This window comes from Shouchella rhizosphaerae (assembly GCF_900142675.1).
In the GTDB taxonomy this organism is placed as follows: domain Bacteria; phylum Bacillota; class Bacilli; order Bacillales; family Bacillaceae_D; genus Shouchella; species Shouchella rhizosphaerae.
The window spans coordinates 160,437-172,516 of sequence record NZ_FRBS01000007.1 but is presented as its reverse complement, the minus strand read 5'-3'; the positions used below and the strand labels follow the sequence as shown (position 1 = coordinate 172,516).

Genomic DNA, 12,080 nt, shown 5'->3' with positions numbered 1-12,080 from the left:
CCCCTCGCCAAATGAAGGCAGGGGGTAAACGTATTTTAGCACTTGCTCCAAACGGGCTAGTTAACCGTGAGTCGCAGCCGCAGCGGCTTCTCCATGTTTCGGCGTGGTGCCTTCGTATAGATGACAAGCTGCAAAATGGCCGGGCTGGTATTCCAGCATTTGCGGTTCAATGAGCGCGCATCGCTCCATTGCTTTCGGGCAACGTGTCCGAAAAACACAGCCACTTGGCGGCGAAAGCGGGCTTGGAATCTCTCCCTTTAGCAAAATTTGCTCACGCTTGTCTTCTAAATCTGGGTCTGGAATCGGAATCGCTGAAAGCAATGCTTCTGTGTATGGGTGAAGTGGATTCTTATAAAGCGCCTCGCTTGTTGTCAGCTCGACTAGTTTGCCCAAATACATCACGCCAATGCGATCGCTTATATGGCGGACCATCGATAAGTCGTGGGCAATAAACAAAAAGGTTAATCCCTTTTCACGTTGGAGTTTACGTAGCAAATTGACTATTTGTGCTTGGATGGAGACGTCTAAAGCCGAAATGGGCTCATCAGCAACAATAAACTCTGGATCGACGGCAAGAGCGCGAGCAATGCCAATTCTTTGCCGTTGGCCGCCACTAAATTCATGTGGATAGCGATTGGCATGCTCAGCGCCTAAACCAACTGTTTGCAACAGCTCATAAACCTTTTCCTTACGGCGGCTCCCTGTATAGAGCTGATGGATGTCGATTCCTTCGGCAATAATGTCCATTACGACAGAACGAGGATTTAATGAAGCGTATGGATCTTGGAAAATCATTTGCATGCTTCGATTCAGTGCTTTTGCTTGCTTTTGTCCAGTTTTATGGACATCGGTGCCTTTAAACTTCACCGACCCAGACGTTCGTTCATACAAACGAAGGATTGTGCGGCCAAGCGTTGACTTTCCACAGCCTGATTCGCCAACAAGTCCTAGCATTTCTCCTTTCTTAATGGCAAAAGAAACGCCGTCGACCGCTTTAAGCGTTTGGTTTTTGCGTATAGCAAAATGTTTTTTTAAATCCGTCACTTCCAAAAGCGGCTCACTCACTAAATGTCCCTCCAACTAGGCGCGCTTAAAAAACGGCGCACTGCGCAAAGTTCTTTTTCATATATAGTTCCAGCAAGGGGAATTTGCTCGACTGTTTTCCCTGTTTTTGGAGCATGAATCATTTCTCCATTGCCAGCGTACATGGCTACATGGTGAATCGCTCCTGTTCCATTGTCATGACCAAAATAGAGCAAATCGCCGATAGCCGGCCTGCTTGTATCAACGATTTCCCCGGTCAAGACTTGATTGGAGGCATCCCTCGGAATAAGAATGCCGCTGGCACGATGGATCGCATAAACAAACCCGGAGCAGTCAAAACCAAATCCACTCATTCCTCCCCATAGATAGGGAAGACCAATAAACTGGCGAGCGCTTTTTAACAATGCCTCCCCTGTCCGTTCCCTCGGCCCCTCTTCTATATCAGTCCGTTTAACAATCCCTGTTCCAAGAGGCGTGTCGACATGGATGACATACTCTTCAACTTCCACGACTGCTAGTTCTGTACCAAAACTAAGCGTCAGCCATTTTTGATGTTTTTCAGTAAACAACGGCGCGACCGTGCTTGAAATCCGGACTGTTTTCATAGCAGGAGGGCTTTTTTCCTGGAGCTGGCAAAGGGGGATCCATCCTGGGTACCCTTCCTTATGTTTCGTAGTTGGCTGGTTTGGTAATAGCACTTCAGCCCACTTGCCTACTTCCTGTATGATCAGCACAGCCTCGCCAAACAAAACCTGGCTTTGGACGCGGTTTTCCGTACAAAGTGCTAAGCGCTCGTTATAGGAAAGTTGTTCAAGCCACTCTTCATAGCAACTGGTTGCACAGATTATTTTTTCGTCAATCGCTCTTGGCGAATCCTTTGATGTCCAAAGTGTCACAACTGGCTCAGCTGCCTGTGCTTCCTTCATTGCCCTTCCCCCCTCACACCAGCTTCAACGACAAAACGTTTGCGCTCCGTATCTAAAACGGCCATGGCTCCATATGGAACAGACAATGCAGGCGAGCAATGGCCAATTTGAAAACCGCTTATGCACGGCTTGCCAGATGCAGAAAAATATTCATCCAATACTTCTTGCAGTGTAAACGAATGTTGGCGCTTTTTCGGCTCACAGCCGTTAAAGTTGCCGATAACAAAACCTGCAGCATCATCAAGCTTTCCGGCAAGCCTAAGCTGGTTTAGCATTCGGTCAATTCGATAGGGTTCTTCCTCAATTTCTTCAATAAACAAAAGAGCGTCTTTTGTATCGATTTCATAGGGCGTTCCGATCATGCTAGCAAGCAACGTCAAATTCCCACCAACCAATTTCCCTGTAGCCATGCCTTGTGCTAAAACGCGCAACGGCTGACGTGTTTGCTCAAACACTTGCTGGCGAGGCGCCATGATCTGTGATAATCCGGCTAATGTTGCCCCTTCCAATTCGCTATTGCCAAGGTCAGAACTAAGCATGGGCCCATGAAACGTCACTAACCCTGTTTGCTGATGGATCGCAACATGCAAGCACGTAATGTCGCTATAACCCCAAAATACTTTCGGATGTTCGGCGATTAATTTGTAATTCAGGCGGTCTACAATTCTTGGTGTTCCATATCCTCCGCAAGCACAAAACACGCCACGCACGTCTTCATTGGCAAACATCGCTTCCAAATCAGCCACACGCTCGGCATCCGTGCCCCCTAAGTAACCGTGGCGTTTGCCTACCGAGGGAGCAAGCAACACCTGAAGCCCCATCTCTTCATACAAAGATTTTGCTTTTTCAATACGGGCGAGATCTGGTGGACTTGCCGGAGCGACCACGCCAATGACATCACCCTTTTTTAACGCTTTTGGTAAGATAGCCTCCACAAGCCATTCCCCCTTTGCAAAACGGGCATGAGGGAAGAGCGCCCTCTCCCCTCATGCCTTTTAATTAATGTCAGCCCATTTCAGCTCAATATAGCCAACAGGATGGCGGACAACGCCTGTCACGGAGTCGTTTTCTAAGATTGGCTGGTTATAAAAGTAAAGAGGGAAAATCGGCATTTCTTCCATTAACAGTGCTTCTGCCTCATGGAGCAACGCAAACCGCCGCTCTTCCTCGCCTTCCTCCTTAGACTCGGCAATCAACCGATCATACTCTTCGTTCTCCCAACCAGTCCGGTTCATAGAGCTGCCTGCGACAAAACTTTCAAGGAAGTTGACTGGATCAGCGTAGTCGGCGATAAATGAAGACCGGGACATTTGCAGTTCTAAATTGCGTTGCTGATCTAGGAAAACACTTGATTCAACGACTGCCAGCTCAACGGAAACGCCTAAGTTTTCTTGATACATTTGTTGGAGTGTTTCAGCAATGCGCTGATGCTCATCCACTCCTGAGCTATATGAAAGCGTGACAGGAGGCAATTCTGAATAGCCTTCTTCCGCCATCCCTTCTTCAAGCAATGCTTTTGCTTCGTCTGGGTCATACTCAAGCAAATCGCCGCCTGATTCACGGAAGTCACCGCCGCCAGGTTCGGTAAATCCGTAGGAAACAAATGCTCCTGCAGGTTCCTGGTTTTGGCGAATGACGCTATCAACTATCGCCTGGCGGTCAACTGCTTTGGCAAATGCTTGGCGGATTTTTTGATTTTGGAACGGCTCTTCAGTCACTAAAAACCGGTAAAAGTATGTGCCTGCTTGTTCTAATAGGTCAACCTCTCCCTCTGCAATCAGCTGTTCGGCCATGTCTGCCGGCGGTGCGGCTGCATGAAGGTTTCCTTGTTCATACATTTGGTAGGCAGTCATTGCATCTTCAAGCATGAGCCATTTGACACCGTCAAGAGCGACATTTTCCGCATCCCAATACTGGTCGTTTCTCTCCATCCGCAATTCCGAGTTATGGTCCCAACCAACGAGGACAAATGGACCGTTGCTTACATACGTGTCTGCTTCTGTATGCCAATCAGGGTTTTCTTCTGCTGTTGCTTTATGAACTGGGAAAAACGATGGATTGGCAATGATGCTAAGGAAATATTGTTGCGGGCTAGTCAATACAACCTCAAGTGTTTTGTCATCGATAGCCGTCACGGCCATATCCTCGGCTGAGCCTTCTCCTGCATTGTATTCAGCAGCCCCTTCAATCAATTCAGCTAAAAAAGCTGCTGAGGAAGCGGTCTCTGGATTGACAAGTTCTTTCCAGGCATATTCAAAGTCTTCTGCTGTCACAGGCTCCCCATTGGACCAATTGGCATCATCGCGGATATGGAACGTATACGTCAAACCGTCATCAGAGATTTCCCAACTCTCAGCTGTAGCTTCCTCTGGCGTATGGTCAGAACCAAGCCGTGTAAGCCCTTCCATTATGTTATTCAGCGGCGCATTCGAAACTGCTTCGAACGCAATTTGTGGATTCAAAGAGACAGGCTCATTGCCATTGTTCAAAATCAAGATTTTTTCCTCTGCTTTTTCTTCTGTTCCTGTTTCCCCCTCTGTTGTTTCTGGTGGATTTTCGTCAGTTGACGTCCCGGTTGTACAAGCCGCGAGCGTCCATACAAAGCTTGCCGCTAGTGGAGCATAATACCATTTCTTTTTCATCGTGCTTCCCCCTTTAAGCTAACTCTTTAAAAACTTGTTTGGCGCGTGGATCTTGGAGCCAGCACGAAACAGCATGCGTTCCTGTTATCTTCGTTTCCGCTGGCATATGGGAACGGCAAACATCCATGGCGTACGCGCAGCGTGGCGCAAATGGACATCCTGCCGGCGGTGCAAATAAATCAGGCGGCGTGCCGCCAATTGGTTCAAGCTCAGCTTCACTGCCGTCTAGGCGGGGAACTGAATGTAACAATCCTTTTGTATAAGGGTGCTGAGGGTTATAAAACAACTCTCTGCGATTGCTTGTTTCAACGATTTTTCCGGCATACATGACATGCACACGGTCAGCAAGCTGAGCGACAACGCCCAAATCATGGGTAATTAACATGATCGCGACTCCTGTCTGCCGTTGAATGTCTTTAAAAAGCTTTAAAATTTGTGCTTGGATCGTAACATCAAGCGCCGTTGTTGGTTCATCAGCAATAAGAATGTCCGGTTTGCAAATAAGCGCCATCGCAATCATGAGACGCTGCCTCATCCCGCCACTAAACTCATGAGGGTACTGCTTTAGCCGTTCTTTCCCGTTGGCAATGCCCACGACTTCAAGCATTTCCAACGCTTTATGATTAGCCTCGCTCGCAGAAATTGACGTATGCTTGCGGATGCCTTCAGTCAATTGTGTGCCGACTGTTAATGATGGATTGAGCGAGGTCATCGGGTCTTGGAAAATCATCGAAATTTCGTTCCCTTGGATACGGCGCATTTTTTTAGCGGACAGCTTCGTCAAATCTTGGCCTTTAAATAAAATTTCTCCCTGTTTGATCGCGGCGCTCCCTTTTGGCAACAGGCCCATGATGCTTTGTGCTGTTACACTCTTGCCGCAGCCGCTCTCGCCAACAACAGCAAGTGTTTCTCCTTTTTCCAGACTCAGATTGACTCCTCGGACTGCTTGAACTTCACCGCCATATGTTTTAAACGCTATATGCAGCTGTTTTAATTGCAATAAAGCCAAATGCTACCGCCTCCTTGTTTTTGGGTCGAGTGCATCTTGCAAACCGTCGCCAAAGACGTTAAAGGCAAACATGGTGAGCGAGATGAAAAAGGCAGGGAAAAACAGACGCCACCAATGGCCTGTCAATATAGAGGACAAACCGTTATTGGCGAGCGATCCCCAGGAAGCAAAAGGCGCTTGAATGCCAAGCCCTAAAAAACTTAAAAATGCTTCCGCGAAAATCGCTGAGGGGATGGTCAACGTCATTTGGATGATGATCGGCCCCATTGTATTCGGTAAAAGGCTCTTTCGAATAATATGCGAAGTGCTCCCGCCAAATACTTTTGAAGCAAGCACATATTCATTTTGTTTTAATGACAGCACTTGACCGCGGACAATTCGGGCCATTCCGACCCACCCGGTTACAGTCAACGCGATAATAATCGTAAGCAAACCTGGCCCCATAATAACCATAAGCAGTATGACAACTAGCAAGTAAGGCAAGCCGTACAAAATTTCAACAATCCGCATCATGGTCGAATCGACGCGCCCACCTTTGTAACCAGAGATTCCTCCATAAACAATCCCAATTAGGCAATCGATCGCGGCTGCAGCAAGGCCAACAAATAGTGAAATTCGGGCACCGTACCAAGTTCTGGCAAACATATCACGGCCAAGCTCGTCTGTACCAAACCAATGTTCAGACGAAGGGGGCATGTTGACTTTCGTTAAATCGCCGGCAGTGACGCTATGAGGAGTAATCCATGGGCCGATCACCGCCATGACGCCAAGAGCGACCATCGTCGCAAGTCCAAACATCGCCAATTTGTTTTCTCGCAAGCGGACCCACGCTGAATGCCAATAAGACAAAGAGGGACGAACGACTTTTTCGGCACTGTCAGTCTGTACCGCTTTTTTAAATAAAGCGTCATCAACTGGCTGCTGGTTCGAATCAAGAAGCGCCATTAGTGGCCCTCCTTCCGATGCAGTTTAATTCTTGGGTCAAGAAAACCGTAAACAATGTCAACAAGGAACAGCATAACCAGCAGAATGGCGCTATAAAAAATCGTTGTACCCATAATCACTGGATAGTCGCGGTTATTGATCCCTTCGACAAAATAACGACCAATACCTGGTATGGCAAAAATCTTTTCAATCACAAAACTGCCAGTTAAAACGCCGGCGATTAGTGTGCCCAGTATGGTCGCAACAGGCATGAGGCCATTTCGCAACGCATGTTTGACGACAATTGTCACAGGGGATAGCCCTTTTGCCTGTGCCGTCCGGATATAATCTTGTGTCAGTACATCAACCATCGTTGACCTTGTTAATCTAGCTATAATCGCCATTGGCGACGTAGCAAGGGCAAAAACGGGCAAGATCATATGCTGCCAGCTCTGCCATGTCGCAATTGGCAAATAATCTTTAAATGAGTGTATAAGTAAAGCAGCCAAAATGAAATTAGGAACTGAAAGGCCAAGCACAGCAAAAGTCATTAGCGTATAATCGATTAGGCCATTGCGCTTTAGCGCCGACAGGACCCCTAAAATAACGCCTGAAACAAGGGCAATGGCAATGGCATACACTCCAAGTTCCAAAGAAACAGGAAAGCCTCTTGCGATTAAATCATTGACGGATACGCCTGGTTGTGCAATCGAAGGCCCGAATTCAAACTGCATGAGTGATTGCAAATACGAGAAGTACTGGTCGATCACTGGCTGGTCAAGCCCAAAGTAAGCTTCTAAATTGGCACGTACTGTTTCATTTGTCGTCTGTTCACTATTGAGCGGCGAACCTGGCACTGCATGCATAAGCGTGAAGGTAGCCGTAATAATGACCCATAACGTGAGTAACATTGCTAAAAAACGTCTGCTCACATATTTAAGCATGTGGATCGCCTCTTTCTAGCAAAACGTCGTTTGCATGGCAAGCTCAGTCATGACAAGCATCGCCTGGTACGCTTCCTTAACGTCTTTTGCTGCAAATTTAACAGTTGTGCCTGTCTCTAATTCAGCGCCAGGCATTAACGCTGCCCATTCCGCTTGCCCGTAATTGGCAAATTCAATATGTAAAATAGGCTGCTTGTTTGCAATGAGCGGTTCCACTTTGCCGCTTTTCATTAAAGCTTCCTTTGTTTTTGTTTGCAACAACGCTTTGCTTTTTGCAGGCGTTAAACAGAGAGCAGACGAACGGGATTGTGCTGTTTTTACTATAGCAGTTGTCACATTAGGAATGAGCGCTTCCGCTTCTTTTGCGGCCTGGTCATCTCCTGCTACAAGCAATACCGGAACGCCGTAATAGCCGGCTAAATAAGCATTTAACCCCATTTCCCCGATTTCATGGCCATCAAGCCACATCGAACGGACGCCAAAAATCATCGTATGGCTCATGACTCCTGGCATAGAAGCCCTGGAGTGGTAGCCTATAAAGAAAGCGCCGTCGAACGAATCGTCGAGCCCTTGTACCATTGAATACGGTTTAACCTCGCCAGAAACCAATTCAATTTCTGCAAGAAGCCGCTCCACAAGCAAATTATTCATTTTCCCATGTGAGTCATTGACGACAAATCGTTTGCAACCAAAGGCAAACGCAGCTTCTGCTACATGGTTTACCTCGTCTGTCATTAACTGTTGGCCCCGTTCATAAAACCGTTCGCCGGGCGTTACAAACTGGCGGTCAACAAGCCCTGTGATCCCTTCCATGTCAACTGACGAATAAATGTTCATTTATTTCCCTCTCTTCAGCCTTATCTGTCCAGTATGATAGTTAGTATTCTAAGAAAAAGATCGTTTTCCTGCTCTTCTTGCAGAAAATAAAAAAGAATCGTGTCAACTTTTCTGGCAAAGCCATGACTTTAGCACATTAGACTTACGCTGAATGAACTAAAAAACTTCTCATTACGACAATAAAAGTGCTGATTTATTTTACTCCTTGTGTATAATATATGGACATAGCGTTATTTCTCCTAGATATCGGCTAGTGCTGCATTGCCCGCTTTGGGGCTCAATTTTTGTTCCATTTGCAATTTTTCAATGAAACAGGTGGACTTATGCGTTCGAAAAAATGGCTTACTGTCGTCTTCATTGGCGTGGCGACTGCTCTAATGGGTGAGCTCCGTTTCGCCCCATTTGGTTGGGAATTCCGGTTTGGCATGGGTAGTAGCACATTCTTTTTTCTGCTCCTTGCTTTTAGGCAAGCCCCCCCTTTTCTAACGGGGATTTTGACAGGAGCGGTTGTCGTACTGTTTCGGGTATTAACAAGTACCTTATTTTTAGAAGATCCCTACTCTTTTGTAGAAGTTCTATTTGTCCATCTTTCAGCTATGTTTTATTACTGGGCTTTCGGCTTAGGAATCACCCTTTTACCGACCAAGCTTGTCCAAAAGAACATGCTCTGGTTTGGATTATTTGTTGTCGTTATTGATATTGCCTCTAATTTAACTGAGCTCTTTGCCCGTTCGGTCTTACAAGACATTACGACTCTGTCGTGGACAGATTGGTTGGCATTATTGGTGGTTACCGTTATTCGGGTTTATTTTGTCCTTGGCGTTTACGCCAGCATCGCCCAGCATAAACAGCAGACGATCTTAAAAGAACAAAAAAAACGCTATGAAACGTTATTAAACGTAAGTGCAAGCCTTTTCGGCGAAAGCTATTACTTAAGCAAAGTGATTGAAACAGTGGAAAACATGACGAACAGAGCATTCTATCTCTATCGGAAACTAAAACAAGAACAGTCAGCGTACCACCAAGAAGCATTGCAAATTTCACAGGAGATTCACGAAATAAAAAAAGACGCACAGCGCATCCAAGCAGGATTAGCGAAACTAAACAACCATGACCACACATTTGAGCAGTTAAACCTCAAACAATTAGGCGATTTTGCCATCAAAGGAAATGAAAGCTATAGCTTTTTTCTAAACAAACGTATTCGTTTTCGCCAAGAAATAACATCTACTTATTTAACAAATAAACATGTCGAACTTTTAAGTTGCTTAAATAACTTGTTAGCAAATGCAATCGAATCTATTGACAAGGAAGGCACGATTTTACTTTCTATTTATGAAAAAAATGAGATGACTTATTTTGAGGTGACTGACAATGGCGCTGGCATTGCAGAAGAAGATATGCATCATTTATGCGAACCGGGTTTTACAACCAAGTATCGTGAGGACGGAAGTCCCTCAACCGGAATCGGACTGACTCACGTGCAGCATATTGTCACTGACTTAGGTGGATTCCTGCAATTTGAGCGCAGCCATGTCACAAAAGTTTGTCTAGTTATTCCAACGAAGCGATTGGAGGGAAATCAACAATGATAACGTTCGCAATTATTGACGATGAGCCTGGTTGTCGGCGTATGTTAGCGTCCATTATTAAGAAAACCGGACTTGGAGAGATTGTTTTAAGTGATGAAGGGAACGCTGCTTCGATTCATGCCATTATTGCTCGCCAACCGGATATCGTCTTAATCGATCTGCTCATGCCGAAAATCGATGGTCTTGATATGATTGAGCAGTTGAAAACTGCTGGTTATCGTGGGCGTTTTGTTATGATCTCGCAAAATGACAATAAAGAATTAGTAGGTGAAGCCTATCAGCTCGGAGTGGAGTTTTTCATTCATAAACCAATCCATGCGATCGAAGTAGAGTCTGTTTTATCCTATGTAAAACGCCAGCTTCAACCTTCCCTTCCAGAAATGCAACTCGCATTAGCTCATGTGAGCCATGCGACTCATCCGCATGTTGCCCTGCAACGAGCAGCGCGGCGGACACTTGCAGAGCTAGGGATTTCAAACGAAGCAGGCGCCAAAGACTTTATCCATGCGATGGATTATTTGGCCGAGACAGGGAGCGAGCCCCTTTCATTGCGTACTTTATATAAAAAAATGGCCTTAGCCCGCTTTTCCAAACCTATCGATCAAGAAAAAGAGGCAAAGGCCATTGAACAACGGATGCGCCGAGCAGTAGGAAAAGCACTGACAAACATTGCTTCCCTTGGTCTAACTGATTACGCTCATCCAAAATTTGAGTATTATGCGCCGCTTTTCTTCGATTTTCGTGAAGTGAGGCAGCGGATGAAAGAAATCGATTTAGACATGGCTCATAGTGTCGTACGCATTCATATTAAAAAATTTTTATTTGCACTTTTTGATGAAGCAAACGAAAGTAGAAAAGGTGCTTAAACGTGCTTCGCTTCAAGTTTCTTTGCAATTTTGGACAATGCAAAATTGACGACAAAGTACATGACCGCGACAAAGAATAGAATCGCGAAGACCGAATTGGAGTTATGGGCACTTAGAATGCGTGCATGGTGCATGACTTCTGGCAATGTAATAATGACCGCAAGCGAAGTATCCTTTAAAAGGGCAATGAATTGAGAAACCGTCGGTGGCATCATTTTTCGTGCTGCCTGAGGAATCAAAATCGCCCGCAACGTCTGTGTGTACGTCAATCCAGATGAACGCGCGGCCTCAATTTGCCCTTTCGGAATCGAATTTAAACCACTGCGGATAATTTCAGAAATCATCGCACCTTCAAATACGGTCAAAGCGACAATAGCTGCTACAAACGGGCTTACTTGAAACCCTAGTTCCGGTAGCAAAACAAAATGGGTAAAAAATAAAATTAACAGCAAAGGCAAACAGCGGATAATATCAACGGCCGCGCCTAATACTCTCGAAAAAACCGGAATCTTTGCATAGCGAAGAATGCCGAGTACAATGCCGACTACATAACTGCAAATGATGGCGATTAATGCCAATAATAATGTAACTTGAAATCCTTCCCATAAATAAAGGAGGTTGGATGGCGTATATGCCGATAGAAAGTCCATTTAGGCGCCCCCTTTAGCAAGGCGTTTCTCATAATAGCCGATTCCCCAGCTAAGCGGAATCGTTAAAAGTAAATAAAATAACGCAACAATGCCATATACGGCATACGGACTAAACGTCATGCTGTTAATGATATCGCCTTGGTACATTAAGTCAGCCCCTCCCACTACTGCAAGAATCGAGGAGTTTTTCACCAAGTTCAATGTTTGGTTCCCAAGTGGGGGAATGACTGTTTTGATCGCTTGCGGCAAAATGACGAAGCGCAATGCTTGTGTATAAGTTAAACCTGAGGAGCGCGCCGCCTCCATCTGGCCGGTTGGGATTGCCTGAATGCCTGCTCGTATAGCTTCAGCAATAAAGGCGCTTGTATAAATCAATAAACCTAGCGTCCCTGCTTCAAAGCCGCCTAGGCGAAATCCAAGCCAAAAAATAAAGACAGTGAGCAACAGCGGGATGTTACGGAAAAACTCAACGTAAGCAGTTCCTAGCCAATTAAGTACACGGATCGTGGAAATGCGCATGACTGCAATTAGCGTGCCGACGACGAAGCTGCCTACAAGGGCATAGGTGCTTGCTTTTAACGTCTGCAAAAAGCCAGACAAAAACGCATCCCAATAGTCAATTAAGATTGTAATCATCGTTTCGCCC

The 12,080-nt window shown here is 45.8% G+C and carries 12 protein-coding genes; 2 read left to right on the top strand and 10 right to left on the bottom strand.

Features of this window, described 5'->3' with window-relative positions:
- Positions 1-60 precede the first annotated feature (60 nt).
- Genes BUC05_RS19065 through BUC05_RS19030 form a run of 8 tightly spaced genes read right to left on the bottom strand, consistent with a single transcriptional unit; the run spans position 61 to position 8,326 of the window.
- On the bottom strand, positions 61-1,065 hold the full coding sequence (locus BUC05_RS19065) for an ABC transporter ATP-binding protein (RefSeq protein WP_073305741.1): 1,005 nt from the start codon (positions 1,063-1,065) through the stop codon (positions 61-63).
- On the bottom strand, positions 1,065-1,970 hold the full coding sequence (locus BUC05_RS19060; protein ID WP_051881242.1) for a C40 family peptidase: 906 nt from the start codon (positions 1,968-1,970) through the stop codon (positions 1,065-1,067). The genes BUC05_RS19065 and BUC05_RS19060 overlap by 1 nt, the downstream gene beginning before the upstream one ends.
- The gene (locus tag BUC05_RS19055) at positions 1,967-2,905 is read right to left on the bottom strand and encodes a S66 peptidase family protein (RefSeq protein WP_011245636.1); all 939 of its coding nucleotides are present in this window, start codon (positions 2,903-2,905) and stop codon (positions 1,967-1,969) included. The genes BUC05_RS19060 and BUC05_RS19055 overlap by 4 nt, the downstream gene beginning before the upstream one ends.
- Positions 2,906-2,965: 60 nt before the next feature.
- On the bottom strand, positions 2,966-4,612 hold the full coding sequence (locus BUC05_RS19050) for a peptide ABC transporter substrate-binding protein (protein WP_073305740.1): 1,647 nt from the start codon (positions 4,610-4,612) through the stop codon (positions 2,966-2,968).
- A gap of 13 nt (positions 4,613-4,625) precedes the next feature.
- Entirely contained in the window at positions 4,626-5,621 is a 996-nt protein-coding gene (locus BUC05_RS19045; protein WP_035204991.1) for an ABC transporter ATP-binding protein, read from the bottom strand.
- Positions 5,622-5,624: 3 nt separating this feature from the next.
- Positions 5,625-6,566: an ABC transporter permease gene (locus BUC05_RS19040; protein WP_011245633.1), complete on the bottom strand. Its 942-nt coding sequence runs from the start codon at positions 6,564-6,566 to the stop codon at positions 5,625-5,627.
- The gene (locus tag BUC05_RS19035; RefSeq protein WP_073305729.1) at positions 6,566-7,489 is read right to left on the bottom strand and encodes an ABC transporter permease; all 924 of its coding nucleotides are present in this window, start codon (positions 7,487-7,489) and stop codon (positions 6,566-6,568) included. The genes BUC05_RS19040 and BUC05_RS19035 overlap by 1 nt, the downstream gene beginning before the upstream one ends.
- Positions 7,490-7,504: 15 nt before the next feature.
- On the bottom strand, positions 7,505-8,326 hold the full coding sequence (locus BUC05_RS19030) for a M55 family metallopeptidase (protein ID WP_011245631.1): 822 nt from the start codon (positions 8,324-8,326) through the stop codon (positions 7,505-7,507).
- Positions 8,327-8,649: 323 nt separating this feature from the next.
- On the opposite strand from BUC05_RS19030, the gene BUC05_RS19025 reads away from it, so the two are divergent.
- Positions 8,650-9,918, top strand: coding sequence for a sensor histidine kinase (locus BUC05_RS19025; protein ID WP_011245630.1), 1,269 nt, complete (start codon positions 8,650-8,652; stop codon positions 9,916-9,918).
- Positions 9,915-10,784 carry a response regulator gene (locus BUC05_RS19020; RefSeq protein ID WP_011245629.1) on the top strand — a complete coding sequence of 290 codons (870 nt, stop codon included), beginning with the start codon at positions 9,915-9,917 and terminating at the stop codon, positions 10,782-10,784. Before BUC05_RS19025 ends, BUC05_RS19020 begins: the two co-directional genes overlap by 4 nt.
- Here BUC05_RS19020 and BUC05_RS19015 read toward each other — a convergent pair.
- Together BUC05_RS19015 and BUC05_RS19010 are read right to left on the bottom strand one after the other, a co-directional pair.
- Positions 10,781-11,434: an amino acid ABC transporter permease gene (locus BUC05_RS19015; RefSeq protein WP_011245628.1), complete on the bottom strand. Its 654-nt coding sequence runs from the start codon at positions 11,432-11,434 to the stop codon at positions 10,781-10,783. The two genes, BUC05_RS19020 and BUC05_RS19015, sit on opposite strands and share 4 nt — an antisense overlap.
- Positions 11,435-12,070, bottom strand: coding sequence for an amino acid ABC transporter permease (locus tag BUC05_RS19010; RefSeq protein ID WP_011245627.1), 636 nt, complete (start codon positions 12,068-12,070; stop codon positions 11,435-11,437).
- Positions 12,071-12,080: the final 10 nt, after the last annotated feature.